Consider the following 26,421-nt stretch of genomic DNA (forward strand, 5'->3'; position numbering starts at 1 on the left):
GTTGCAGGACGCATTGCCCTAGATCAATTCCCGATGTCGCCGTTCAGATTGACATGCATCAAGGCTCGTCGGGTCAACCCGTGCTTCATTTGTGAAAAAGGAGGAACCAAATGAACATGCAGTTCACCAAGCGCATGCTGGGGGCGGCAGTCGCGATTGTTGCCCTGGCCAGCGAAGTCCCAGGGACTCTGGCCCAGATGCGTGGCCCGTTGATGTTCCAAGGTCATCAAATGATGTCCGCGGATGAGATGGCCACGATGATGGACCGGATGCGTAGCGCAAAGTCCGACGAGGAATGCGACGCTATCCGGGCCGAGCACCACGAGGCCATGCAGAAACGCGCAGCGGAACTGGGGATCACCCTGCCACAAGACACCGAATGGGAACACATGCCATCCGGATGCGGCACTGGGATGATGGGTGGCAATGCTCAGAAATCGCCGACGACCAAGTGAAGCATCCTGACGGATCCGGCAATCTCCAGACCTTCAAAAGGATCACGCAATGGCTCACAAACAAGTGTTGTTCCGTTCGGAGGCTCGCGAGAAAATATTGCGAGGCGCTGCCCAGCTCGCCGACGCGGTTCGAGTTACACTCGGACCGCGTTCGAAGTCGGTTCTGATCGAGGCAAGATGGGGTCCGCCAATAGTCTGCAATGATGGCGTTACGATCGCCAAAGAGTTCGACCTCAGGGATCCGGAGGAAAATCTCGGAGCCCGGATGCTCAGGCAGGCAGCCGAAAAAACGGGCGAGATGGTGGGTGACGGAACCAGCACTTCGACCATTCTTGCTCAAGCGATGCTCGCTGATGGCGTTCGAAACGTCGTGGCAGGTGCCAGCGCCATCGATATCAAGCGAGGTCTCGATCGCGCTGCGAAAAGAGCGATCGAAGCATTGAAGGCAGCTTCCAAACCGGTTCAGACCCGATGGGAAAGGGAACAGGTCGCTGCGATCTCGGCGCACAATGATGCCGGGATTGGCGAACTGATTGGAGCGGCCATGGAGAAGGTCGGCGATGACGGTGTCATCACCGTTGAAGAGGCAAAGACGACGGAGACAGTCCTCGACGTGGTCGAGGGCATGCAGTTCGACCGTGGTTACCTTTCACCATATTTCGCGACTGATACGGAGAAGATGGAGGCGGTCCTTGAGGACGCGCTTGTAATGGTCGTGGACCGCAAGATTGGTACGCTGAACGATCTGGTTAAGCTTCTCGAGGCCGTGGCCAAGTCCGGCGCGCCCCTTCTGATCGTGGCCGAGGAGGTTGAGGGAGATGCTCTTGCGACGCTCATCGTCAACCACATCCGCGGGACACTGAAGAGCTGTGCCGTCAAGGCGCCAGGTTTCGGCGACAGGCGTAAGGCAATGCTTGAGGACATCGCAGTTCTGACGGGAGGACAGCTCATCTCGGAGCAGTTGGGTATCAAGCTTGAAAATGTCTCGGTCGAGCAACTCGGCCGTGCCCGCCGCGTCGTGTGCGACAAGGAAAACACGACAATCGTAGGCGGCGGCGGAAAGCGCAAGGCAATTGATGCCAGGATCGAGCAGATTCGCCGGGAGATAGAGAACACCACCAGCGATTATGATCGCGAAAAGCTGCAGGAGCGGCTCGCAAAGCTCACTGGGGGCGTTGCGGTAATCAAGGTGGGGGCTCCCACCGAGTCCGAGATGAAATCACGAAAAGAGGCCTTGGACGACGCAATCAGCGCCACCAAGGCAGCTATCGCAGAGGGCATCGTTCCCGGTGGCGGGCTTGCACTCCTGCGCTGTACGACGGCTGTCGAGGAGGAAGAGAAGCTCGTTGACGGCGACGAGCGTACGGGAGTGCAGATCTTGAAACGGGCGCTCGAAACTCCGGTGCGCCAGATAGCGGAGAATTCCGCAGTCGATGGAGGTGTCGTCGTTGCGAGAATGCTGGAAGGGAAAGGCAATTTCGGCTTTGACGCTGGTCGCAAGCAGTATGTCGACCTCGTCGAGGCGGGTATCATCGATCCGACCAAGGTCGTGCGCATTGCGTTGGAAAATGCAGTTTCGGTAGCTAGCACGTTGCTGCTGACCGAAGCCACGATGACGGAGATTCCCGAAGAAAAGGGAGTTCGACCGACCGACACGAACATGTCGATGTAGTCGGATGCGCTGACTAATGTTCAGCTGTCAGCGGACGCTCAATAACTGCCGACGAAACTCTTCAACGAAGAAGGACCGAAAGCCGCTCTTCTTGGGCTTTCGATCCGCGCGGTTGGGCGAAATGCTCTCAACTTGACAAGAACCGATTGAGCCGGGCTTCATCGAGCAATGCGCGCGTGACCCCACCAAACGCCCACTCTCTCAATCGGCTGTGCCCGTACGCGCCCGACACCACGAGGTCAGCACCGCTACGGTCGATGAAATTGAACAACATGAGATATTCATCGGGGCTTTCGATCAATCTTGGCGTGGCTTTGATGCCATGTTCCGCCAGGAAAGCGACTACATTGTTTAGGCCATCTCGAATGACTTGATCTGCCTCAGCCGTCACGGTCACCACCGTCACTTCTTTGGCCGCGACAAGCAGAGGCAGTGCGTCGGCTACGGCGCGTCGGGCTTCGCGTGTGTCCTTCCATGCCACAACGATGCGCTCGGCACCAAACTGCTCCACCTTGTCGCGCACGACCAAAACCGGACGGCCCGCACGAAGAACGACACTCGCGGGACTGGCGTGCTTATAGGAATCTCCGGTAGCCGCGCCCTCTGAAGCCGCCATGACGATGAGGTCCGCTGACTGGGCTGCCTGGACCACTGCATGGGTGGGGTTGGTCAGGCTCTGCCGCCATTCGGTCCGCACCGATCCCGTGGTCAACCGCTCAAACTCTGCCCGCACTTTCGTGAAGCGCTTCTCGATGTTGTCCCGCATCTGTTGCCATGCTTCCGCTGTCATGACCCCAGCCATAGGCAGCGGTGCGTCGGCCCCACAGAGACCGATCAATCTTGCGTCGTGGGATCTCGCGATCTCGATTGCCACCGTCACAATCGGAATGACCGGTCCGTCGATATCGATGTTCACAAGGACGGATTTGTAGCTCATTTCTGCGCCTCGAAATCAGGATCCAACTCGATCTACAATGGCGCAAGCAGGGGTGAACGCCTTGACGCGGATCAATTGACAATCCCTGTCGAAGATGGATTGTGCGCCACGTCATGCGCGTGAACCAGGGTGCCCCTAGTTCCGGCCACGATGGCCGAAGCGTCTTCGAGACGTCCGATTGCGCCAGGCCGACCTGTTGCATGCGCGAACTCGATGGCCGCGGCCATTTTCGGACGCATCGAGCCAGGAGCGAAGTCATCCAGCGAGAGCTCGGAAACACTGACCTGATCGAGGGGGCGAGCGCGTGGCGTACCCCAATTTTCGTAGGCAGCATCTACGTCCGTCAGCATGAGCAAGAAGTCCGCATCAAGCTGTCGCGCCAGCAGGGAAGATGCCAAATCCTTATCGATGACTGCTTCGATCCCGGCTAGGCTTCCGTCGCTCAGCTCGACTACCGGAATGCCTCCCCCGCCGGCGCAGATAACGGTCACGCCGCCCTCGGTCAGGAAGCTGATCACCTGGACTTCCAGGATTTCAAGCGGTTTCGGCGAGGCAACGACACGCCGCCACTTCTCGCCGTCAGGCGCGATGTGCCAGCCCCGTTCGGCAGCCAGCTTTGTCGCCATCGTCTTATCATACATTGGTCCGATCGGTTTCGTCGGCTTGCTGAAGGCAGGGTCGTGCGGATTGACTTTGACCTGGGTGAGAAGGGTGGCGAAATGCCGATCTCTCATGACGTTGCCAAGTTCCTGTTGAAGAACATAGCCGATCATTCCTGCACTTTCTGCGTCGAGCACGTCCAGTGGAAATGGCTCGCCCGAAGACGCGGCCGCCTGCAGGGCAAGCAGCCCGACCTGCGGACCGTTTCCATGAGTGATCACTAGGGCATGGCCCTGGCTCACGAGGTCGGCGAGTGACCGGGCAGCTCTTCTGATGTTGGCGCGCTGGTTTTCTGCCGTCATCGGTTCGCCTCGCTTCAATAGGGCGTTGCCTCCAAGCGCCACAACGATACGCATTTCAGCTGCCGATCGTTGCCAAGAGGATGGCTTTGATCGAATGCATGCGGTTCTCCGCCTGATCGAACACGATCGAAGCCTCGGACTCGAAAACGGCATTCTCGACCTCCATGCAGTCAATGCCGTATTCGCGTTCGATATGCGCCCCGACCGCCGTCTCGGTATCGTGGAACGCTGGCAGACAATGCATGAACTTCGTGTGAGGGTTTCCTGTCGCAGCCATCAGATCGCGGGTGACCCGAAAAGGTGTCAGCAACTTGATCCGCTCGCCCCAGCCGCCTTCGTCCTCACCCAAAGAAAGCCAAACGTCGGTGTAGATGAAGTCAGCTCCCTTGACGCAGGCCTGCACGTCGTCGTCGATCCTGAACTGGCCGCCTCTTCGTTCGGCCAACTCTTTCACGTGGGCGCAGAAATTATTGTCGGGCCACAACTCTGGGGGAGACGCGATCCGGATATCCATACCAAGCTTGCTTGCACCTATCGCCAGCGACTGGGCAACATTGTCTCTGCCTTCTCCGACGAATGCGATCGTCATGTCCGAGAGATGTTTGTGGGTGAATTCCCGCATCGTCATGAAATCGGCGAGGATTTGGGTTGGATGCGCTTCGTCAGTGAGTCCGTTGTAGACTGGGACCCCCGCATAGGCCGCCAACAACTCGACCTGGTGCTGACTGTAGCCCCTGTACTCGATGGCATCGTACATGCGGCCCAGCACCCGTGCGGTGTCCTTCATCGATTCCTTGTGACCGATATGGCTTCCTGACGGCCCGATGTAGGTAACGTGCGCGCCCTGGTCATAGGCCGCGACCTCGAAGCCCGATCGGGTGCGGGTCGAATCTTTCTCAAAAATCAGGGCGATGTTCTTGCGTGTCAGCCGCGGCTTTTCGGTTCCCGCTTGCTTGGCGGCCTTCAGATCTGCGGCAAGCCGAAGCAGATATCGGATCTCCTGGCCGGAGAAATCATCAAGCGTCAGGACGTTACGCCCATGCAAGTTTACGGGCATGGTGATCTCCTCTTAATTCGGATCTCGAGATATCGGGCACGTCATGCAATGGCCTCCACCGCGGCCGCGGCTCAGCTCGCTGCCTTCGATCGTTATGACCTCGATGCCTGCGCGCCGCAGCTGCGTGTTGGTGTAGACGTTGCGGTCGTAACCGATGACGACACCCGGCTGGATCGCAACGACGTTGTTGCCGTCATCCCATTGCTCTCGCTCGGCTTCGGGTGCATCACCACCAGTTTCGACGATGCGCAGGGTTTTCAGATTGAGCGCCTCTGTGACCACTTCCGTGAAGGGCCTGCGCTCCTCGACAACATCGACGGAATTGATGCCTTCACCTGGGCGCAGCGAAAAAGTCTGAAGCCGCCCGACCACCGCCGGGAACATTGTCGCGAGGTCGCGGTCGCACAAGGTAAAGACAGTATCGAGATGCATGAAGGACCGATCGCGGGGCATAAGCGCCGCGATCACCTGGGTAGCTTCTCCGGCCGAAAAGAGGTTTCGCGCGAGGCCGCCCACGGCTTGTGGAGTGGTTCGTTCGCCCATTCCGACAAGGACCACGCCATTGCCGATAGGCATGACATCGCCGCCCTCCAGACTCACATTTGGACCGGGCTTTTCAGGCGCAACAAAGGGCACGTCGGCGGCTCGAAAACGCTGATGGAAACGATAGACCGCTTCGACATTGACTGCCTCCGGCTTGCGCGCTGGCCAATACATCGGATTCACCGACACGGACCGATAGATCCAGCAGGAGCTGTCGCGAGTGAAAAGTTGGTTGGGCAGCGGAGGCAGCACAAAGTCCTCTGCAAGCAGTGTCTTGCCCGTCAGGCCAGCGGGGTCGAACGGCAGTTCGGCGCGAGTTATTCCGCCCACAAGAAGCGATGAAAGCTGCTCTGCGGGCATGGGGTCGAGCCACCCACGAAGCTCGCTGACCATGTCATGGCCAACCACCGACGCGTCCACCCTGCGGTCGAGCAGCCAGTCGCGGGCTTCATGGATTGCCATGGTCTCGGCCAACAGCTCACCGAAGAGGTGCACGGTCACGCCGCGCTCGCGGAGCGAATCCACGAAAATGTCGTGCTCCTGACGTGCGCGCCTGACCCAAAGCACGTCATCGAACAAAAGCGCCTTGCAGTTCCCTGGTGTGAGGCGGCGGAGGCTGAGGTCAGGCCGATGCACGATGACTTCGCGCAACCGACCGGTTTCGGAATGAACGCCGAGTTCGGCCATGGCTAAACCTTTCGGAATGGGTCAGAGCGCGCTCACCGCACCCGTCCACATCTGGTACGCCGCATAGATGGCGACCCCGACCAACACGGCAGCGATCGCAGCTTCCGCAGGTCGAAAGATCCGCTGGCTGTTTTCCCGACGTGCCCAGATGTAGAAGACGATCCCTGGGGCGTAGAGCACGGCGCACATGAACAGGTACGAAAGCCCGGCGGCATAGACGAGCCACAGCCCGTATGCCGTGGCCAACAGCCCCATAAGCAAAGGCGCATTACGGTTTTCGCTGGCACCATAGCTGTCGCCTTGTATCGCAAGCTTTGCGGCGTAAGCACCAGAGAAGATATAGGGGACAAGGATGGCCGTCGAAGCGATGAAGAACAGAGCTTGGTAGGTGCTCTGCGCAAACAGCGTAATGATGAGGAACGCTTGCACCAGAATGTTGGTCACGAAGAGCGATACGGACGGAACGCCACGGTCGTTTTCATGACCGAAGAAGGCCGGCATGGTGCCGTCTTTACCCGCGATATGCGGCACCTCAGCTGCGAGCAACGTCCAGCTCAGGAATGCGCCGACCACTGAAACAACCAATGCCAGATTGATAAGTATGGCACCCCACGGACCGACCACGGCCTCTAGAACGCCTGCCATCGAGGGGTTCTTCAGTGCAGCCAGTTGCGGCTGACTGATGATGCCGAGCGACAACAGGGAGACCAGTGCGTAGAGGGCAAGGCAGGCTAGGAAGCCAAAGACGGTGGCCTTGGCAATGTCCCTGCGCTTCTCGGCGCGAGCCGAAAATACACTGGCGCCTTCGATGCCGATGAATACCCACAACGTCACCAGCATCGTGCTCTTCACCTGGTTCATGATTGAACCGAGGCTGGTATTCCCAAGTCCAGTGAAGTCGGCATTGAATACGTCCACCTTGAATGCCACGACGACGATGCCGATGAACAGGACGATGGGAGCGATCTTGGCTGCCGTCACGATCAGGTTGACGAGTGCAGCTTGCCGAACGCCAGCCATGATGAGGAAATGGATTGCCCACAGCAGGGCTGATGCGCCTACTACGGCCTGCCATGTGTTTCCATCGCCGAAGGCAGGAAAGAAGTAGGAAAGTGCGCTGAATACGATCACAGCGTATGAAACATTGCCGACCCAGGCGCTGATCCAATAACCCCAGGCGCTGTTAAAGCCGACGAACGGTCCGAACCCAGCTTTTGCATAGGCATATGGCCCGGCATCAAGTTCTGGCTTGCGGGTCGCAAGAGACTGATAGACGAACACCAATGCCAGCATGCCGATGGCGGTAATGGCCCAGCCAATCACAATGGCAAGAGGACCTGCGCCAGCGGCCATGTTTTGCGGCAGGCTGAACACCCCGGATCCGACCATCGAACCGATGACAAGGGCCGTCAATGGGCCCAGGCGCAGCTTGGTCCCGTTTGCTGTCGCGGCGGCGGAGTTAGGTGCGGAAGAGATGTCTGTGGCAGCCATGGTGCGTCTCCCAAAGTGCAGACCAATTGCTGGCAGAGTGCGCTGCAATTGGCCGTTCGGCTTTGACGCGCGTCAATCGCTGGAGAGCAGTGTTTTGGTTTGAGGTCGGAGCGAGCGCGGATCCAAATTGACGTGGATCAAGGCGCTTGCGCAACGCTCCGATAGTCAAACCGAAGGTAGCGTCCTCTCGGACGATCTTGTCGCAATGTGACTCGAACGTATGCGGGACGCGGCTGCCGTCTGAAGTCGGAATGGCGACGGCAGACTCGTACCTGTTGTCGTGCAAAGCGATCGAGGGAACATGCCCGTCAACGAACCCTTGCTCAGAAAGATCTTACTGGCGATCGCCGTTTTAGGGCTCGCCGCTGGGTTTGCGACACATTTTCAGCTCGGCATGGAAAATCTGGCTGACAGCATTTGGGCCTTCGCAAGCGCCCCGGTGATCGCCGCCCTCGCACTCTCCATTGGCCGAGATCTGTGGGCTGGTCGTTTTGGTGTCGATGCCATTGCTCTTGTGTCAATGAGTGCGGCGCTTTGGCTCGGTGAGGATTTGGCCGCAATAGTTGTCGCGATCATGTACATGGGGGGCAATGTCCTTGAGGACTATGCTCGTGGTCGTGCCCAAAGTGACCTGAAGGCCTTGACTGACCGGTCACCGAGGATTGCGCACCGCCGCCGCGGCGAGGTCCTCGAGAGCATTTCAATCGAGAGCGTCTCGGTTGGAGACGATTTGATGGTTCGGGCCGGCGAGGTGCTGCCCGTCGATGGCGTGCTGCTCGATGATGACACCAGGATCGATGAGTCCGCCATCACCGGGGAGCCGTTCTTAAAGGCATGCAAGCAAGGAGATGCAGTCCGCAGCGGCACAGTGAACGCAGGAGAAATGTTTCACATGCGCGCCACTGCCGTCGCAGCGGAAAGCACCTATGCCGGCATCGTCAGAATGGTCGAGGCGGCTCAGACTGCCAAAGCACCATTCATCCGCATGGCCGACCGATTTGCGTTGGTGTTGTTGCCCCTCACGCTGATCGTGGCAGCTGCCGCGTGGCATGTTTCAGGTGACCCAGTGCGAGCACTCGCCGTCCTGGTCGTGGCAACACCGTGTCCGCTCATTCTCGCGGCGCCGATCGCTTTCATAGCCGGAGTCTCCCGCGCGGCACGTCAAGGTGTTCTGATGAAGGGCAGCACGGCGCTGGAAGCCCTCGCAAAAGTGAGGACTGCCATCTTCGACAAGACAGGCACACTCACCCATGGCGGCGCTCAACTGATCGAGATGCAAATTGCCCCGGGAAGAGACGAAGATGAACTTCTAAGTTTGTTGGGTTCCCTGGAACAGGCATCTCACCACGTTCTCGCCTCAGCGATCGTTGCCCTCGCTAGAAACAGGGGGCTCACCTTGACGCGCCCTGATAGCGTTTGTGAGCATAGAGGATCGGGGTTGATCGGAACCATTTCAGGAATCAGGGTCTCCGCTGGTTCCCGGTCCCTAATCTTGGCGGCTTCAGCGCCCCCGGCTTGGGCGGAACGGGTGGTGTCCCGATATCAGGGGCATCCGGTTCTTGTTGTGTACATGGCTGTCGAGGGCCGCCTTGCGGCGGTCTTGGTTCTTGGCGACGGCCTTCGGGCGGATGCTGTTTCGGCCGTGACCCGGCTTCGGAATGCCGGCGTGAGGCGCAGCATAATGCTGACAGGCGATGATGCAGATGCCGCCAATCGGATAGCGGCCACTCTCCCGCTGGACCTCGTCGTTGCGGACGCGTCACCCGCTGACAAGGTGGCTGTTGTAAATGCCGAGAGCAGCAAGGCAGCTACCATGATGGTCGGCGACGGCATCAACGATGCTCCAGCACTAGCGATGGCCACAGTGGGTGTTGCGATGGGTGCTCGCGGAGCAACAGCCTCATCCGAGGCTGCAGATGTGGTCGTCCTGACAGACAGCTTAGGGGCTGTGGCGACGGCGGTTGAAATCGCGAGCCGGACTACCATGATCGCAAGACAAAGCATCGTGGCTGGCATCGGGCTATCTGCATTGGCGATGATCGCCGCGGCCTTTGGCTTTCTTTCGCCTGTCTCTGGGGCGCTTCTTCAGGAGGCGATAGACGTTGCGGTCATCCTCAATGCTTTGCGGGCACTCGGCGACCATGGGAAACGCAAAATGGGATACCAATGACAAGCCGCGTTGACAGCAGGTGACCAATGGATGGTGCCATAGCACGTCTCGGACTCGCGCTGGCGATCGGGCTCCTGGTTGGCCTCGAGCGTGGGTGGCAAGAACGGAACGAGCCTGATCGAAGCCGCACTGCAGGCATTCGGACATTCGGGATTTCTGGGCTTCTTGGTGGTGTTATCGCTGCCCTCAGCCAAGCCGTACAAGCGCCGGCAGTGCTGGTTGCGGGCTTCCTTGGATTTGCCGCCGTTCTGTCTTGGTACAAAGCGCGGGAGGCGGCACATGACGAGGACTTCAGCGTCACCGGGGTCGTGGCGGGCCTGGGGGTTTTCTCACTGGGGGCCTTGGCTGTTGTGGGCGACTACCGTGCCGCGGCAGCTGGTGGCGGCGTTTTGGCTGCGACCCTAGCAAGCCGGGAGGTTCTGCACGGGCTGCTTCGGCGACTGACTTGGATCGAGTTGCGCTCGGCACTTGTGCTAGCCGTCATGACTACAGTCGTGCTGCCACTGTTGCCCGACAAGGCGGTTGACCCATGGGGAGGTTTCAATCCTCGCGAGGTTTGGGTCTTCACCATTCTAATCGCCGGGATCTCGTACGCGGGCTATGTCGCCGTACGCATTCTCGGAGCCAGGCGTGGTCTGGTCGTCAGTTCCGTGACAGGCGCTGTCGTTTCTTCGACAGCAGTCACCATAGCCTTGGCTCGCTCCGCCAGGACTTCAGGAGGCGTGCTAACATTGGTTGGAGCAGCGTGTCTTGCAGCAGCCGTCTCCATCATTCGAGTGGTCGTCGTGGTCCTTGTCCTGGAGCCGAGTGTGGCCGGGCTCATTGCAACATCAGCCCTCGCTGCCGCTGTCGGGTTCGGCTGCGTGGGTGGCTTCTTCTTGTCAGCCTACGGTGATCAGAAGGTCGATAGCAATTTGGTGCGCAATCCGTTCGAACTCTACCCATTGCTTGCGTTTGCAGTCCTCTTTTCAATTGCGTCGGTAGCAAGTGCATGGACGGCAGGCTTGATTGGAAGCAGAGGGGTGCTTGCGGTCTCGACGCTTTCCGGCCTCTTCGACGTCGACGTTGCCGTACTGAGCGCTCTTCGCCTGGTGGCGGGGCCGACTTCCACTCAGACTGCTGCTTGGGCTGTGCTGGTGGCACTTGCGGCGAATGCGTTGGGGCGCATAGGAATGGCTGCGATTGCCGGACCTGGTCGTTTTGCCGGAGGCCTGCTTCTGGCGACGCTCATAGCCATGGCGTTAGGCGCGGCTGTCTTTTTCCTTACGGGTGCCATGTCCTGGTCGTCGTCAATTTGACGCGGATCAATGCCGTCCCGCGGGATCGAGCGCTATGTCAGGGCAAATAGAGGATTGCGCTATGACCTCGTTGGCAGATTTGACACCTGGCTTTCGGAACGTGCGGCTGCTTCTGGCCCGCGAAAAGGGACATCCCATCGGGGATCGAGAGGTCGGATACGATTTGCTTGTCCCACTCGATGCTGAAGGTCGGCTTGATGCTGCCGACTGGAAGACGCACCAGGCGTTTTGCCGCGTCCGAAAGTTCGGCGACGGGAGCGAAGACCGCATAGGATTGCTGAGGCGCAAGCCGGGCGGGCAGTGGTATTTCGACTATTCTGAAGGCGACCGCGACGATGAGATCGGCTTTCGCCTGAACGACGAACGTTTCACTGTCGGCGAATACGTCTCGATCGGACGAAAACAAGCCATGCATACCTACCAGGTCGCCAGGGTCGAGCGGCCGTGACACCTCAGTTGGCCGTCCGGCTGTTCTGTTAGTGGTCCCCTCTGACATCTGGAATACCCTCGAAGGGGCGAGGCGAGCCGATGAAGCCGCAGCGTGATCCCTATTGGTCGATGCCGCTGGTGGAGGTCATGACCGCGCTGGGCACGAACCCAAGCGGTTTGACCACCGCGCAAGCGAACCAAAGTCGTGCGCTTCACGGAATCAACGCCATTCAAGGTCGCTCGGGGGGAGAGGCTCTCCGCCTGGTGCTTCGGCAAGTCCGCAGCCCTTTGGTGCTCATACTCATGTTTGCCGCGGCAGTGTCGTCTCTGATGGGAGAGGCGCAAGAAGCGATTATTATCTGCCTTATACTGTTGGCGAGTTGTGGCCTGGGCTTCACGCAAGAATACGGCGCGTCCAAGGCCGTATTGGCCCTGAAGCGTCAATTGCTTCGAAGAGTCAGGACTTTGCGCGATGGTATCGAGACCGACGTTGCCGTAGATGAGGTCGTCCCCGGCGATCTTCTCAAGTTATCCGCTGGGGACATGATTGCTGCCGACGGCCTCATCGTCGATGCCCGAGACTTCAACGTCAGTGAGGCGGTCCTGACTGGCGAATCCTTTCCCGTCCTGAAAAGCATGGGAGTAGTCGGGGCAGAAACGCCGCTGGGGCAACGGACGAATTCTGTCTTCACAGGGACATCCGTCCGCAGTGGCACGGCTACCGTACTCGCCGTCGCAACAGGAAGCGCCACAGAGTTCGCAGCCATCGCCGATGCAGTCGAGAGGCGGGTGGAGGAAAGCGGCTTTGCCAAGGGGATCCGGCGATTCGGATACCTCATGACCGAGGTGATGCTGGCGATTGTGATCGTCGTATTTGTGGTCAACCTGTTGCTCCACAGACCGTTGGCAGAATCGCTGCTCTTTTCTCTTGCACTGGCGGTCGGCCTTACCCCGGAACTGTTGCCTGCGATCATCAGCGTGACGCTCGCTCGTGGGGCCGCGGTCATGGCCAAGAATGGCGTGATCGTCCGACGGCTCGAGGCAATTGAGAACCTGGGCAGCATGGATGTCCTGTGTACCGACAAGACGGGGACATTAACCGAAGGAGCCATTCGGCTTGACCGATGGGTAGATTCGCGTGGGCGGCCATCCGATCAACTGCTTGCTTGGGCGAAACTGAACGCGTCGCTCCAGACTGGGATCAAGAATCCACTCGACGAAGCGATCGTCGATGCCGGCACTCAGGAGCAGCAGCCCCTGGGCGGGCAAGAGTTCAAGCTCGACGAGATTCCCTACGACTTCGCCCGCAAGCGCCTGTCCGTTATCGTCCGCAGAGCCGAAGGCGGCTCGCTGATGATCTGCAAGGGTGCGGTCCGGACGATGCTGGATGTGTGCGGGACTGAGACAGACGGACACACGGCTGAAAAACTCTCCGATCAGCGTCGGGCCGATATCGATGACCAGGTTCGGTCGTGGAGCGAACAGGGCTTTCGCGTTATTGCCCTGGCTGTCCGTCAGTTTCTGAAGACTGAAGGTTTCACCCGCGGTGATGAAATGGATCTCACGCTCGCGGGCTTTCTACTATTCTTCGACCCTCCAAAGGAGAGTTCGGCTGACGCACTGAAGGAACTCGCCAATCGCGGCGTGTCCGTTCGAATGATCAGTGGCGATGACCGACACGTTGCCAGGCATCTTGCCAAGGCAATAGGCCTAGCCCCCGACGCGATATTGACCGGCGGCGAACTGGTTCACATGACGAAGGAAGCCTTGTTCGCGCGTGTCGAAGACATCGACATTTTTGCCGAGATCGACCCCAACCAGAAGGAACGGATCGTCGAAGCATTCAAGAGACGAGGCCGGATTGTCGGCTACCTCGGGGATGGCATCAACGACGCGCCGGCACTCCACCAGGCCGATGTCGGCATCTCGGTGGATCAAGCCGTCGACGTGGCGCGCGAGGCGGCCGATATCATTCTGCTCGAACGGGACCTTGGGGTTCTCATGTTGGGGATCGACGACGGTCGAAAGACCTTTGCCAACACAATGAAGTACATCGCCATCACGACAAGCGCGAACTTCGGCAACATGATCAGCATGGCCATCGCGTCGCTTTTCCTGCCTTTCCTCCCCCTCTTGGCGAAGCAGATTCTGCTAAACAACTTTCTTTCCGATCTCCCGTCTTTGGCGATCGCAACCGACAATGTCGACATAGATGAAACCAGGCGGCCGAGGAGATGGGACATCTCCTTCATTCGCTGCTTCATGATCCGTTTCGGTTTGGTCAGTTCCCTGTTCGACGCGGCAACGTTCGCCTTCCTATTGTTTGTGGTTCACGCCGACGCTTCGGTGTTTCAGACCGGTTGGTTCACTGAATCGTTACTCACCGAACTTGCCATCGTTCTGGTCATTCGGACCCACAAGCCTGCTTGGGCAAGCCGTCCCAGTCGGATGCTTGTCTCGCTTACGATCCTCGTCGGTGCCGTTGCGGTTAGTCTGTCCTATTCGCCCGTGGCCGCCTGGTTTGGGTTCGTGCCTCTGCCTTTAACAACCATGGGCGGACTGCTCTACATCACCCTTGCATATGTGATGGCGACGGAGTGGTTGAAGGTCCGGTTCTTCGCGACTTCTGGCATTTCTAACACTGGCCTGCACACTCCGACGAAGCGTGCCCTTGTTGGCGGATTGGCGAGCAGGTCGCAGTGAACGGAGTTGTCTCGATGGCTCGACGTATCCTCATTGTAATTGGTCACCCGGATCCTTCCCCCGATCGGTTTTGTCGCGTGCTTGCGAAAGCGTATGCTGCCGCGGCGGAGAGCGCGGGCCATCAGATCCGTGAGATCGATCTGGCGATCACAGACTTCCCGCTGTTGAGGACCGCCGAAGAGTTCGAGCACGGTATCGTCCCTGAACCATTGCGAGCGGCTACCGACGCGATCGTCTGGGCTGAACACTTAGTGTTCGTATTCCCTTTGTGGCTTGGCACCATGCCTGCACTGCTCAAAGGATTCCTCGAGCAGACGATGCGGCCAGGAGTGGCCTTCCAGTACCCGGAAAATAAGGGAATGCTGACCGAACCTCTCCTGCGAGGCCGATCCGCTCGGATCGTGGTGACCATGGGAATGCCGTCGATCTTCTATCGGCTATGGTTCCTCAACCACGGGATCGCTGGCATGCGCCGAGGGATCCTGAATTTCGTGGGGATCAAGCCCGTATATGAAACCTTGCTCGGGCCTGTGGGGGGAAGTCTGGAGCGGCGGAAGAAATGGATCCGGAAGATCGAAAGCCTTGGCATAGGCGCTCGATGAACTCCGCTAGGGGCCAGCCCAGTCCTCGGATGTTTCTTAGCCTGTGAGTAGTCCGTCGAGATGGCCAATCTACGTCGTGCCAGTTCGGAATAGCTGATCGTCACTCGTGGGTGCCTCATATTTCCACGTCGTGACGTTTGTGGCGACGTATCAGATTTATGACCTTCCCCCTCACGTCCTTCTTCGCGTCCTCTTTGACAAACTCCATGAGGTCGTCGACCATTTCAACGATCTTGTCATGGTCTTTTGCGTGGGGGGCCGTCAAGTAATGCCCATGCCGATATAGATTGTCCGAAAGCCTCTTGTTGATCTTGTCGAAGATGCTCATCAGTGGGTTTCCTATCCGGGAAGACATGTCGCGCATCAAGTTGCGGTCCCAAATGCTAAGGCGGTGCAAAATATCTAGCGCATGCTCGGGTGGTGGCTGATCACGGCACGTCCTGCACTTTGGTTCACGGAACCTCTGCGATGTAGATGAGGCCGCCGGGATCGATCCATTCACCCGTATGCAAGCATAAGACATCCAGGCATTCGCCGACGTCGCGCGGGGCGAGGCCATCGTAACGGTAGCGCATTCCCCAAGCGTCGATAGCTGTCTCACAGATTGGCCCGTCGGCGAGGTATCCAATGCCGGGCAGAAATTGGCCAAGGCGTTAGGACTGCAGCCCCACTGAGCTTTCCCGACCTAAGGTCGTCTAGTGCGGTGTTGGCTTCTTGGAGCGGATAGGCGGTGGTGCGGGCATGAATTTTCGCCTGCTCAGCGATTGAAAAGAACTCCTGGCCATCCCCACGCGTCAGGTTCGCCACCGAAACGAGTTCGCGCTCCCCCCACAAGACTTTGTACTCCATGGCGGGGATGTCACTCATGTGTATGCCGCCACAGATAACGCGCCCGCCTTTGCGAACCAGAGTGAGCGCCCTGGGCACAAGTGTACCAACCGGTGCAAAGATGATCGCCGCGTCAAGTTCTGCCGAAGGCTGATCTCCCGAACTGCCCGCCCACGCGCAGCCAAGCTGGCGGGCCAAGCCCTGGGCGGTCACGTCTCCCGGTTTGGTGAAAGCAAAGACTTCCCGTTTTTGCCAGACCGCAACCTGGGCGATGATATGAGCGGCCGCGCCGAAACCAAAGATCCCGAGACGCTTAGCGTCTCCCGCCTTTTTCAGGCATCGCCACCCGATAAGCCCAGCACATAACAGAGGGGCCAGCGCCACCGGATCGGCAAGGGGGTCGAGCTCGAAGGCATAGTCGATGCCAACCAAGACATGGGTCGCGAAACCACCGTCCAGTGTGTAGCCTGTGAACTCAGCTGCATCGCACAGGTTCTCGCGACCCGTGCTGCAATAGAGACAGGTGCCGCACGTTCGAGCCAGCCAAGGCACGCCGAATCGACGGCCGAGCATAGAACTGTCGACATCCGATCCGACTAGGTCGGCAATGCCGACGATCTCGTGCCCCGGGATCAACGGCAGCTTCGGATTTGGCAGGTCTCCGTCGATAACATGGAGATCGGTTCGGCATACGGCGCAGGCTTCGACACGCAGTCGAATCTGCCTGGGCCCGGGGGCAGGGGGCGTCCTTTCGACAAGCCGAAGCGGCTGGCCCGCATGTTCAAGCAACATTGCCTTCATTACTGCAGCCTCCCGATACGACCTCAGCTCACTGAAATTCGGTCGTCGACCTGGGTAACTCCGGGGATAGACCATGCTGCGCGTTCGGCCGCCATGCGCTCCGACCATGTGCGGACGTGACCCTCAAGCCGGACGGTTCCATCGGACACCGAGACCTGGATCGCTTGAGCTTCGATTTCAGCGCTGCGTACCAAGGCCGACTTGATCTTCTTGCTGACATCGGCCGATGTCAGGTGCGGCTTGATTTCAATGTTGTTGGAGATGCCGACCACGCCGCCCAAGCGTTGCACCACGTCAGTTGCCGCGGTCTTCTGATACTGCCAAGCGACGGTGCCAGTAAGGGTTACCCAGCCACGCTGAACCATGACCTGGACTGCGTTCTCAGGAATTGTCGTGTTCCATGCAAGGATAGTAACCGCTCGCCTCGCGATCTCGTCGTCAGCAGTGGCGTGGGCACCGAAAGGCCGGACTTCAATCTCCTGAGCGACCCCCCTGACCCCCTTTACACGTCGAACAGCTCCCTCTGCCGCAGCCTTCTGAGCATAGGTCGAAACATGCCCAGTCAGAGTGACGACACGGTGATCAACAGCCACTCCGATATGGGCTGCATTGATGCTGGGTTCGAAATCCAGTTCGTCGAGGACATCTTGTCTGAGTACGATATCGGACATCGATCGAACTCCTTGTTGTCGCAGCAAATGCAGGAAACCAGTCTCTGCCAGAGCTCTTCTGCCGCATTGATCCTTGTCAAATTTAGGCGAGCAACCATGTCACGGGTGCAACCCGTAGCCCTTCGCGATCGATGGATGTATAAGAAAACCAGGCTGAAGGACCGCTTTCCAGCGGGTCCGGGTGAGGCAACATCGGGAAGTGGTCATGGCCGAGGATGCCATTTCCAAAGCGTTCCACAAAGTAAGGTTCCCTTTTATTTACAGTGGGGGAAAAGCATACCTTTTTGCCTGTTCAATCGTGGCATTCGCATTCTTGGCACGTATTCTCCTCCATGGCTTTCTGGCTGACAGCGCCACTTTCATACTCTTCGTCCCGGCAATTCTCATGGCTGCGATGATAGGTGGCGCAGGCCCCGGGCTAGTTTCCGTCGTCCTGTCCGTTGTTGGCGCTTTCTACATTGGTGGGCTCAAGCTGGAGGGCAACACTGGTGTCGGTGCGCTGCTGGTTTTCACCCTCGTTGGGTTCGCGCTGGCGGCAATGGGTGAACTCCTGCATCGAGCCTGGACCGCTAATGAGGAAACGAAGCACAGGCTCGTTGAGCGCGAGGCCCATCTCAAGTCGATACTGGACACCGTCCTCGACGCTTCGGTTGTCATCGAAAGAGATGGAACCATCGTTTCCTTCAACACGGCAGCAGTCAGGCAGTTCGGCTACCTGGAAGAGGAAGTCAGGGGCAAAAATGTTCGAATCCTCATGCCGGAGCCGTATCGAAGCGGTCACGATGGCTTCATCCGCAGGTACCTGACCACTGGCGAGAAGCGCATCATCGGGGTCGACCGGGTGGTGGTCGGCCGCAGGAAGGATGGCTCCACGTTTCCGATGACGCTTGCGGTGGGCGAGATGAAATCCGGCGACAAGATCTATTTCACCGGCTTCATCAGGGATCTGACCGAACGAGAGGAATCTGCAGCTCGCCTCCAGGAGATTCAAGGCGAACTTGCCAGGCTTGCCCGCCTCAACGAGCTGGGCGAAATGGCTTCCACGCTTGCACACGAACTCAATCAGCCGCTGTCGACAATTGCAAACTACACGCAAGGGTCAATCCGCATGCTGCGCGAACGCCCAGAGCAAGCGGCTTCCCAGCTTCCAGAGGCGTTGCAAGAGATTGCGACGCAATCGCTACGAGCGGGAGAGATCATTCGCCATCTGCGCGAATTCGTGATGCGCGGGGAGACCGAGAAAGCGCCCGAGGACATTCATAAGCTTGTCGAAGAGGCAGGCGCTCTGGCCCTGATGGGGTCAAGAGAGCGAGGCGTTCGCTCAGTCTTTGATTTCGGGCCCGGAACAGGGATGGTGATGGTTGACAGAGTGCAGATCCAGCAGGTGCTCACAAATCTCATGCGCAACGGCATTGAAGCCATGCGCGATAGCGACACACGGCTGCTCACCGTGCGGACAGCTTCTGGGAACCCGGGCGAAGTGGCCGTCGAAGTTTCCGACACTGGGCCTGGCATCCCCGATGAAATCGCTGCACGCCTTTTCCAGCCCTTCGTCACCACCAAGGCCAGCGGCATGGGCATTGGCCTCTCCATTGCCAAACGCATCGTTGAGGCCCACGGTGGCGAGCTGAGCATGCGGATGAACGCCCATGGCGGGGTCACTTTCCGCTTCACCTTGCCTGCTTTTGAACAGGAGACGATCGATGGACAAGGGTGAGAGCGTCGTCCACATCGTCGACGACGAGGAACCGGTCAGAAGGTCTCTGGCATTCCTGCTTACCATGTCCGGATACACTGTGCGCCAGCACGAGTCTGCCTTGGCGTTCCTGTCTGCGGCACCAACCATCCGCAATGGCTGCCTGGTGACGGACCTTCGCATGCCTGACGTAGATGGGATCGAATTGCTTCAGCGGCTCCGCCAGCTATCCTGCGCCATTCCCGCGATCGTCATCACGGGACATGGCGACGTTCCACTTGCCGTCGAAGCCATGAAAGCAGGAGCTTTCGATTTCATCGAAAAGCCGTTCAAGGACGATGTCCTGATCTCGGCCGTAGACCGGGCCATCGCCAGCCTCGGAAGGCAGGCCGTTCACGAGGACATATCTGCCATTCGTTCACGCGTGGCGCTGTTGAGCGAACGCGAGCGCGAGGTCTTCGCCGCCGTTGTTGCGGGCCTCCCCAACAAAACGATCGCCTACGATCTCGATATCAGTCCTCGAACCGTCGAGGTTCACCGGGCAAGCGTGATGTCCAAAATGGAAGCGCGAAGCCTTCCCGAACTGGTGAGAATGGCCATCGAAGCGGGACTTGGTGCCAGGCAGCATTAACAGCCCCCAAACCATCACGTGACTACGTATTATCCCCTAGTGACATAACCGAATTTCTCCGCAGCGGCTCATGCGCGATGAATCTCCCGGTTACCGCGGGAGAGAGCAGTGCATTCTCAGGGCAATGTCGACAATACCACGGGGTCCAATTGGGACGCGCTTTTAGGCCAGATGCCTCTTCCGGCATTCGGAGTTCCAATGCCGGCGTCATTCCATCCGGCTGGCTCCGAGATTTTCTCCCCAGGCAGCGACGCGAACTGCTTCTATGTGGTGAAATTCGGTTGCGTTCGGGTTTACAGGCTGCTGGCTGATGGCCGCAGGCAAATCTCTGCATTTCACCTGCCCGGCGAAGTGTTCGGATTTGAGGCAGATAGTCGCCATCATTTCTTCGCCGAGGCGGTCGGTGCCACCTCGACGCTTTCCATGAGAGTGTCGGCAACCGCTGATTTGTCGGCAACGCTGCTGCCTCTGGCGCTGCGCGGCCTGGTGCGCGCCCAGGAGCATCTCCTCGTTCTCGGCCGTCAGAATGCTCCTGAGCGAGTTGCCGCCTTTTTGCTGGACATGTTCGAGCGTCAGGGTGGGCTCGAGCGCTTTGAACTGCCGATGTCACGGACAGACATTGCCGATTATCTAGGCCTGTCGCTTGAAACCGTGTCACGCGTTTTCACCCGACTGCGCGGACAAGGCATCATGCGGCTGGTGTCCTTGAGAACGGTTGAAATCGTCAAGATGCAGGCGCTATCGGTTATGTGCGAATAGATGGCTGGGCATTGTCCCAGTCACTGGCCCGAGCATCTTTCCGCAGAGGCTGCGCTCGCAGTTGCTTGGCTCAGTAAATCCAACAATGGACGCTGTCCGGCGACGAGCTTGTTGCTCGCGTCGGCCAACGAGAACCACTCAATTCGGTCCACCTCCGGGAAGAGCTTGTCTTGGCCGCTGTGGGGCGGCCACTCCATGGCAAACAGGTTGCTTTTGAAATCGGTCGTCTCGATGTCGGCTTCCACGGCAAAGGCGGTGACCAGCTTCCCACTATGCTGGCGGACGGTTCCGAGCGGAATGAGCTTGCCCGTCACTTCGATGCCTGTCTCTTCCTGGAACTCTCGCCTGGCCGCTGCCTCCGATTCCTCGTCGTCGGCATACTCGCCTTTGGGCATGGACCAGGCGCCAAGATCGCGTTTGCTCCAGAACGGCCCGCCCGGATGTGCAAGCAGGACTTCCACGAACCCTTGCGTTCGCCTGAACGCTAGTATGCCTGCGCTCTTCCTTGCCATGACAAGCCTGCACCCCGCTTCCGGATGGGTTAAAAACAGCAGACCGAAAATTGACCCCAGTCAAGGTTTGCAAAGTGAAACCTGGCAGAATTGCGTCTAGGTTGGCGGACCACGCCAAAACGGGAACCTTCGCGGAGCGTCAAGAAATGGTGCCACGTCTACGTTTTCATGGCGCGGCTCATGCGGTGACAGGCTCTTGTTACGAGCTTGAAGTCGGGAACGAGCGCATCCTGATCGACTGTGGTCTCTTCCAAGGGTCGAAATCCGAACGGGAGCTCAACTACGGAGACTTTCCATTCGATCCGAGCAGGATTGACGCGGTCGTGCTGACCCATGCCCACATCGATCACAGTGGGTTGCTTCCCAAGCTGATGAAGCATGGGTTCTCCGGCCCCATACATGCTACCCGAGCCACGATCGATCTCTGCTCGGTCATGCTGCCCGATTGCGCTCACATCCAGGAAATGGAAGTTGAGCACCTCAATCGCCGCAACGCCCAACGGGGTCGTATGGCAGTAGCCGCCATATACACGGCGGAAGACGCGGCAAAGTGCATGACGCTCTTCCATGCCAGGCAATATAAAGAATGGTTCGAAGTCGTAGCTGGTGTGCGGGTTAGGTTCTGGAACGCCGGGCATCTGTTGGGGTCCGCTTCAGTCGAAATTGAGATCAATTTTTCGGACAAGCCGCTCAGACTATTGTTTTCCGGAGATGTCGGTCCGGCCCACAAACTTCTGCAGCCGGATCCGGAAGCGCCGACGGATGTCGACTATCTGATTTGCGAATCGACCTACGGAGATCGGGAGCGAGGAGAAATCACCCCTCAGCGACGTAGGTCCCTGCTCTTGCAAGAAGTGCAAGGCGCGCTCGCCGCAAGTGGTCCGCTTATCATCCCATCGTTTGCCGTCGAACGAACGCAGGAGTTGCTTGTCGACCTGTTCTGGTTGATGCGCGAAGGGCAGATTCCCAAGGCCGATGTCTTCGTGGATTCGCCGCTAGCCACTCGCGCCAGCACAATCTTCGAGCGACATGCCGACGAAATCCAGGAAGGCGATGCGCTCAGGCAGGCCCTCAGTTCTCGTGAAATTCGCTTCACGGAAACGGTTGAGCAAAGCAAGGCGATCAATCGCCTTAGCGGGTTCTACGTCGTGATCGCAGCAAGCGGCATGTGCGATGCAGGTCGCATCCGACACCATCTGAAGGCGAATCTGTGGCGAAGGAACGCAACAGTGATGCTTGCCGGATTTCAGGCACAGGGAACGCTGGGACGCATACTCCTCGACGGGGCCGAACGGGTACGAATTCAGGGAGAGGAGTTTCAAGTCAAGGCTCGGATCAGACTGCTCGACCTGTATTCGGGCCACGCCGATGCCAGCGAGCTCGAGGATTGGGTAAGGGCGCGCCTGCCTATCCATAAAGGGGTATTCCTGACCCATGGCGAAGAAACTGGCCTGTCCGGGCTGAAGGCACGCTTGGCGGCATTCGTCTCTCCGGAACGTATCATTGCGCCGCAACTCGACGAAGCCTTCGATCTCGGTAGGGCCGGCGCGCAAAGGGTTGATTTCAACGAACCGAAGCGTCTGTTGCCGGGCAAGGTCGCCCGCCTTGATTGGCACAACGAGTTATCGGAATTGCTGCTCGATGTAAGCCAGGCCGTCAGTCAGCAGGCGGACGAACGCGGACGGTCTGCTGTCATTCGTCGGCTGCGCCGAGCCCTCACCACTGAGGGCCGACCTTGAGCCGTGCCGACCAGTTCTCTCTGCATGCCGCCCAGGAGCGGATGTCCGAGCCATCATCTCGACGCGGATCCCCCAGCCGCTTGCGGGCCGTGTCGAACGCCTGTTTCGAGCCATCCAAAAGCGGACGCTGCCCAGGAGCCAATTCGACGATGGGGGACGCACCCGCATCGGTCAAGGCGAGAGGTGATGTCACGGCTTACCCCGGATCTGACCTTGAACAGGTGCTCGCGGCATGACTTGGGTTGTCCGGGTGGTTCAGGCCCTGTTTGGGGGCAAGGGTCTGCATCGCGTCGTATTGCGACAGAAACACCTGCCCCGTCAGCGCATCGAGGAAATGGGATCTTTTCAACCGGTCCATCACCGGGCCTTTCACTTCCGACAGGTGCATCTTCACTTCCATCATCCCCAGGCGATGGTTGATCGCCTCCAGGCTTTCCAGTGCGCTGAGATCGATCTCGTTGATGGCAGAGCACATCACCACCACGTTTCTGATCGGGCAATCGGAGGCGACGCGATCGGCGACGTAATCCTCGAGAAAACGAGCGTTGGCGAAGTAGAGGCTCTCGTCGATGCGGATGGTGAGAAGGGTAGGGTCGGTGAGGACGGTGTGGCGTCGGATATTGCGGAAATGCTGGGTGCCTGGAACAAGGCCAACCTCTGCAATATGTGGACGCGAGGATCTGTAGAGATGTAGTACGATGGATAGCACCACTCCCGTTGATACGCCGGTCTCTACGCCCATCGCGAGGGTCAGAGCGATCGTCGAGGCCACGGCGACGAAATCTGCCTTCGAGTAGGTCCAACTGCGCTTCAAGATCGAGAAATCGACCAACGAAAGCACCGCCACGATGATCGTCGCGGCCAAGGCGGCCGTGGGGAGGAAGTATATCAGCGGGGTTAGCGCTATGGCTGCGACGGCCAACCCTATTGCGGTAAAGGCGCCGGCGGCAGGCGTCTCGGCCCCTGCATCGAAGTTTACCACCGATCGAGCGAAGCCACCCGTCACCGGGTATCCTCCCGTGAAAGCCGCCCCGATGTTGGCGGCGCCCAGTCCGATCAGTTCCTGGTCGGGGTCTATCCGCTGTCGTTTCTTGGCGGCGAGCGTCTGCGCGACCGAGACGGATTCCACGAACCCGATGACCGAAATCAACAATGCGGGAAGCAGCAGAAGCCCGATCAGATTGGTGGAAAATGAGGGCAGCGTTAGCGGCGGCAGGCCCTGTGGCACGTCACCAACGATTTGCACTCCCTTTGCATCCAGTCCGAGGCCCCAGACTGCGACCGTCGTCACGGCCACGGCAAGCACCGGACCGGCCTTGGTCACCACATCCGCCAGGCGCGGGCCAAGGCCGAGTTGGCGCAGCATCGGTTTCAAACCCTTGCGGACCCAGAACAGAAACCCGGTGGCACCGATCCCGATCACCAGGGTGATCCAGTTGGTCGCAATGAGGTTGTCGGCCAGTGATACGACCATTGCAGGCAGAGTGTCGCCACCTGCTCTTACGCCCAGAATATGTTTGATCTGGCTGGTCGCAATGAGGATGCCGGATGCTGTGATAAAGCCTGCGATGACGGGATGTGACAGGAAGTTGGCGAGAAATCCCAGCTTAAGGAGCCCCATCGCCAGCAGGATTGCCCCAGACAATCCTGCAAGGGTGAGGGCGGCCACGGCATAGCCCATGGTCCCCTGTTCGACGATGTTGTCGATGGCAGCGGCCGTCATCAGTGACACCACCGCCACTGGTCCCACGGCCAACGCCCTGCTGGTACCGAAGATCGCGTAAAGGATGACTGGCGCGATCGAGGCATAGAGCCCGGCTTCCGGCGGCAATCCCGCCAGAAGCGCATAGGCCAGCGACTGAGGGATCAGCATGATCGTCACGATCACTGCCGCCAGCAGGTCGCCCGTCAGGGCGTGACGGTCATAGGTCCGGCCCCATTGCAGGATCGGAAGATAGCGGGCGAGCGATATGGCGGACATGGGACGAGACTTTTCTGGGTTCTTCATGGTCCAAGAGAGGCGGCTTCAATGCGTCTGCAGAAAGGGGCAGACTGTGCCGGGTTCATCCCTGGATCGCGGCAAAGAGGCTCTGCGCCCGGGCGCCCGTACGGCAATAGGCCAGAACCTTGCCTTGAGCCGTGGCCACGGCGGTGTCGAAAGCGACAACGTCAACCCTGGTTGCTTGACCTGGCGTGACCGGAATGTGGAACGCCTCAAGCCCTGCGACCAGGGCGGCGGCTTTGATCTCGGCAAAGCTGGGCTGGCCTGCATCCTCGTGATCGGGGCGGTTGCAGATCACTGTTGTAAAGCCCGCGGCCTTCAGGTCGGCGAGTTGTACAGGCGCAATCTGCGGGCTGACCGCGAAATCCGGCGTGATGTGTTTGATGTCCTGCATTTTCTTGTCCTTGAATGGAGGTCAGAGGTCAAAGCGCGTTGATGGGTACTTTGAGCATTGGCCGGCCGTCCTTGTCGGTCGGCACCTCGCCTGCGCGCATGTTCACCTGGAGCGACGGGATGATGAGTTTTGGCATCGCCAGCGTTGCGTCGCGTTCGGTGCGCAAATTCACGAACTGCTCCTTGGTGGCTCCTTTGCCGACATGGATGTTGTGTTCTTTTTCCGCGGCCACCGTGGTTTGCCACTGGATGTCGCGGCCATTGGGACCGTAGTCGTGGCACATGAACAGGCGCATCTCGTTTGGCAAAGCCAGCACCTTCTGGATGCTGTCGTAAAGTGTGGCGGCATCGCCGCCAGGGAAATCGGCGCGCGCCGATCCGCCATCGGGCATGAACAGTGTATCTCCCACGAAAGCCGCGTCACCCATGACATGAACCATGCAGGCCGGCGTATGGCCGGGGGTGTAGATTGCCACCGCCTGCATGTTGCCGATCTTGTAGGTGTCGCCATCCTCGAATAGGGCGTCGAACTGGCTGCCGTCGCGCTGGAACTCGGTGCCTTCGTTGAAAATCTTGCCGAACGTGTCCTGAACGACCATGATCTTGTCGCCGATGCCAATCTTGCCGCCGAGAGCGCTCTGAATGTAGGGCGCGGCGGAAAGGTGGTCGGCATGCACGTGGGTCTCGATGATCCACTCCAGCTTCAGGCCGTGCTTGCGGATATGGTCGATGATGGCGTCGGCATGGTCATAGGTGATCCGGCCCGCCGCATAGTCGATGTCCATGACGGAATCGATCACGGCACAGGCGTTCGAGGACGGGTCTTTCACCACATAGCTGATGGTATTGGTTGCCGGGTCGAAGAATGCCTCGACCTGTGGTTTGACGGACATGTTGATCGGATAATCTGTCACGGCAGTCTCCTTTCTGGTTCAGGTTTCGCGGCGCAGCACGCGGGCTGTGCGCGCACCGCTCAGGGCCATTAGGCCCTTGGCGCCAAAGATGCCGGCGATCAGCGCCGCCACGAAGGCGACGACCTCGATCCGGCCAGTTCCCAAGGCGGGGAGCGCAGCCCCCGGGCAGAACCCGGCGATGCCCCAGCCCACGCCGAACACGGCCGAGCCGGCGAGCAGACGGGCGTCGATGCGCAGATTGTCGGGCAAGTGGAATTTCGCGTCGATGATCGGCGAGGTCCTGCGCAAGACAATGCGATAACCAAGGAAGGCGATGATAACCGCCCCTCCCATGACGAAGATGAGGCTTGGGTCCCAGTTGCCTGTCACATCGAAGAAGTTGAGCACCTTGGCTGGGTTGGCCATGCCCGAAATCGAAATGCCCACGCCAAAGACAAGGCCGATGAGATAGGACGTCAGAAGTCGCATG

At 59.0% G+C, this 26,421-nt stretch carries 24 protein-coding genes; 11 read left to right on the forward strand and 13 right to left on the reverse strand.

What is annotated here, in order from left to right; translation table 11 throughout:
- Nucleotides 1-110: 110 nt before the first annotated feature.
- Together HNQ95_RS09735 and groL are read left to right on the forward strand one after the other, a co-directional pair.
- Nucleotides 111-455 carry a hypothetical protein gene (locus HNQ95_RS09735; RefSeq protein ID WP_154384002.1) on the forward strand — a complete coding sequence of 115 codons (345 nt, stop codon included), beginning with the start codon at nt 111-113 and terminating at the stop codon, nt 453-455.
- Nucleotides 456-504: 49 nt separating this feature from the next.
- On the forward strand, nt 505-2,127 hold the full coding sequence (gene groL / locus HNQ95_RS09740) for a chaperonin GroEL (RefSeq protein ID WP_182573967.1): 1,623 nt from the start codon (nt 505-507) through the stop codon (nt 2,125-2,127).
- A gap of 127 nt (nt 2,128-2,254) precedes the next feature.
- Here groL and HNQ95_RS09745 read toward each other — a convergent pair whose 3' ends face one another.
- The 5 genes from HNQ95_RS09745 to arcD all read right to left on the reverse strand — a co-directional run bounded on the left by HNQ95_RS09745 (nt 2,255) and on the right by arcD (nt 7,804).
- Complete coding sequence (locus HNQ95_RS09745; protein ID WP_154384004.1) at nt 2,255-3,064, reverse strand: universal stress protein; 810 nt, start codon at nt 3,062-3,064, stop codon at nt 2,255-2,257.
- A gap of 71 nt (nt 3,065-3,135) precedes the next feature.
- Nucleotides 3,136-4,080 carry a carbamate kinase gene (gene arcC / locus HNQ95_RS09750; protein ID WP_182573968.1) on the reverse strand — a complete coding sequence of 315 codons (945 nt, stop codon included), beginning with the start codon at nt 4,078-4,080 and terminating at the stop codon, nt 3,136-3,138.
- Nucleotide 4,081: 1 nt separating this feature from the next.
- Complete coding sequence (gene argF / locus HNQ95_RS09755) at nt 4,082-5,083, reverse strand: ornithine carbamoyltransferase (protein ID WP_182573969.1); 1,002 nt, start codon at nt 5,081-5,083, stop codon at nt 4,082-4,084.
- A gap of 12 nt (nt 5,084-5,095) precedes the next feature.
- Nucleotides 5,096-6,313, reverse strand: a complete 1,218-nt coding sequence (locus tag HNQ95_RS09760) for an arginine deiminase (protein ID WP_182573970.1) — start codon at nt 6,311-6,313, stop codon at nt 5,096-5,098.
- A 21-nt stretch (nt 6,314-6,334) separates the two neighbouring features.
- On the reverse strand, nt 6,335-7,804 hold the full coding sequence (gene arcD / locus HNQ95_RS09765) for an arginine-ornithine antiporter (RefSeq protein WP_182573971.1): 1,470 nt from the start codon (nt 7,802-7,804) through the stop codon (nt 6,335-6,337).
- A gap of 301 nt (nt 7,805-8,105) precedes the next feature.
- Here arcD and HNQ95_RS09770 point away from each other — a divergent pair, with 301 nt between their 5' ends.
- From HNQ95_RS09770 to HNQ95_RS09790, 5 genes are all read left to right on the forward strand, one after another.
- On the forward strand, nt 8,106-9,974 hold the full coding sequence (locus HNQ95_RS09770) for a heavy metal translocating P-type ATPase (RefSeq protein ID WP_154384009.1): 1,869 nt from the start codon (nt 8,106-8,108) through the stop codon (nt 9,972-9,974).
- Nucleotides 9,975-10,000: 26 nt separating this feature from the next.
- Nucleotides 10,001-11,272: an MgtC/SapB family protein gene (locus tag HNQ95_RS09775; RefSeq protein WP_067961415.1), complete on the forward strand. Its 1,272-nt coding sequence runs from the start codon at nt 10,001-10,003 to the stop codon at nt 11,270-11,272.
- A gap of 61 nt (nt 11,273-11,333) precedes the next feature.
- Nucleotides 11,334-11,720 (forward strand): hypothetical protein, encoded by a 387-nt coding sequence (locus tag HNQ95_RS09780; RefSeq protein WP_067961416.1) that lies wholly within the window; start codon nt 11,334-11,336, stop codon nt 11,718-11,720.
- Between the two features lie 80 nt (nt 11,721-11,800).
- The gene (mgtA, locus tag HNQ95_RS09785; RefSeq protein WP_182573972.1) at nt 11,801-14,404 is read left to right on the forward strand and encodes a magnesium-translocating P-type ATPase; all 2,604 of its coding nucleotides are present in this window, start codon (nt 11,801-11,803) and stop codon (nt 14,402-14,404) included.
- A gap of 14 nt (nt 14,405-14,418) precedes the next feature.
- The gene (locus HNQ95_RS09790; protein WP_067961420.1) at nt 14,419-15,006 is read left to right on the forward strand and encodes an NAD(P)H-dependent oxidoreductase; all 588 of its coding nucleotides are present in this window, start codon (nt 14,419-14,421) and stop codon (nt 15,004-15,006) included.
- A gap of 115 nt (nt 15,007-15,121) precedes the next feature.
- Here the strand turns inward: HNQ95_RS09790 and HNQ95_RS09795 are convergent, their stop codons facing one another.
- The 3 genes from HNQ95_RS09795 to HNQ95_RS09805 all read right to left on the reverse strand — a co-directional run bounded on the left by HNQ95_RS09795 (nt 15,122) and on the right by HNQ95_RS09805 (nt 17,306).
- Entirely contained in the window at nt 15,122-15,334 is a 213-nt protein-coding gene (locus HNQ95_RS09795) for a hypothetical protein (protein ID WP_154384011.1), read from the reverse strand.
- Nucleotides 15,335-15,603: 269 nt separating this feature from the next.
- Entirely contained in the window at nt 15,604-16,635 is a 1,032-nt protein-coding gene (locus HNQ95_RS09800) for a zinc-dependent alcohol dehydrogenase family protein (protein ID WP_067961424.1), read from the reverse strand.
- A 23-nt stretch (nt 16,636-16,658) separates the two neighbouring features.
- Nucleotides 16,659-17,306 (reverse strand): BON domain-containing protein, encoded by a 648-nt coding sequence (locus HNQ95_RS09805; RefSeq protein ID WP_067961426.1) that lies wholly within the window; start codon nt 17,304-17,306, stop codon nt 16,659-16,661.
- A 205-nt stretch (nt 17,307-17,511) separates the two neighbouring features.
- Here HNQ95_RS09805 and HNQ95_RS09810 point away from each other — a divergent pair, with 205 nt between their 5' ends.
- The 3 genes from HNQ95_RS09810 (at nt 17,512) to HNQ95_RS09820 (ending at nt 20,392) form a co-directional block, all read left to right on the forward strand.
- Nucleotides 17,512-19,023, forward strand: coding sequence for a PAS domain-containing sensor histidine kinase (locus HNQ95_RS09810; RefSeq protein WP_067961429.1), 1,512 nt, complete (start codon nt 17,512-17,514; stop codon nt 19,021-19,023).
- Nucleotides 19,010-19,633 carry a response regulator FixJ gene (fixJ, locus tag HNQ95_RS09815; RefSeq protein ID WP_067961431.1) on the forward strand — a complete coding sequence of 208 codons (624 nt, stop codon included), beginning with the start codon at nt 19,010-19,012 and terminating at the stop codon, nt 19,631-19,633. The genes HNQ95_RS09810 and fixJ overlap by 14 nt, the downstream gene beginning before the upstream one ends.
- Nucleotides 19,634-19,831: 198 nt before the next feature.
- Nucleotides 19,832-20,392 (forward strand): helix-turn-helix domain-containing protein, encoded by a 561-nt coding sequence (locus tag HNQ95_RS09820; protein WP_083948563.1) that lies wholly within the window; start codon nt 19,832-19,834, stop codon nt 20,390-20,392.
- 20 nt (nt 20,393-20,412) lie between these two features.
- Here HNQ95_RS09820 and HNQ95_RS09825 read toward each other — a convergent pair whose 3' ends face one another.
- On the reverse strand, nt 20,413-20,904 hold the full coding sequence (locus HNQ95_RS09825; protein ID WP_154384012.1) for an NUDIX hydrolase: 492 nt from the start codon (nt 20,902-20,904) through the stop codon (nt 20,413-20,415).
- 146 nt (nt 20,905-21,050) lie between these two features.
- On the opposite strand from HNQ95_RS09825, the gene HNQ95_RS09830 reads away from it, so the two are divergent.
- On the forward strand, nt 21,051-22,643 hold the full coding sequence (locus tag HNQ95_RS09830) for an MBL fold metallo-hydrolase (protein WP_067966436.1): 1,593 nt from the start codon (nt 21,051-21,053) through the stop codon (nt 22,641-22,643).
- Between the two features lie 196 nt (nt 22,644-22,839).
- On the opposite strand, the gene HNQ95_RS09835 is transcribed toward HNQ95_RS09830, so the two are convergent.
- The 4 genes from HNQ95_RS09835 to HNQ95_RS09850 are packed head-to-tail and all read right to left on the reverse strand — an operon-like array spanning nt 22,840 to nt 26,420.
- Entirely contained in the window at nt 22,840-24,651 is a 1,812-nt protein-coding gene (locus tag HNQ95_RS09835; protein WP_246340644.1) for a SulP family inorganic anion transporter, read from the reverse strand.
- 55 nt (nt 24,652-24,706) lie between these two features.
- Nucleotides 24,707-25,039, reverse strand: coding sequence for a protein tyrosine phosphatase family protein (locus HNQ95_RS09840; protein ID WP_067961437.1), 333 nt, complete (start codon nt 25,037-25,039; stop codon nt 24,707-24,709).
- Between the two features lie 28 nt (nt 25,040-25,067).
- Nucleotides 25,068-25,931, reverse strand: a complete 864-nt coding sequence (locus tag HNQ95_RS09845) for an MBL fold metallo-hydrolase (protein WP_067966444.1) — start codon at nt 25,929-25,931, stop codon at nt 25,068-25,070.
- A gap of 39 nt (nt 25,932-25,970) precedes the next feature.
- Entirely contained in the window at nt 25,971-26,420 is a 450-nt protein-coding gene (locus HNQ95_RS09850; RefSeq protein WP_067961439.1) for a DUF6691 family protein, read from the reverse strand.
- Between the last annotated feature and the right edge of the window lies 1 nt (nt 26,421).

This window comes from Aminobacter ciceronei (genome assembly GCF_014138625.1).
In the GTDB taxonomy this organism is placed as follows: Bacteria; Pseudomonadota; Alphaproteobacteria; order Rhizobiales; family Rhizobiaceae; genus Aminobacter; species Aminobacter ciceronei.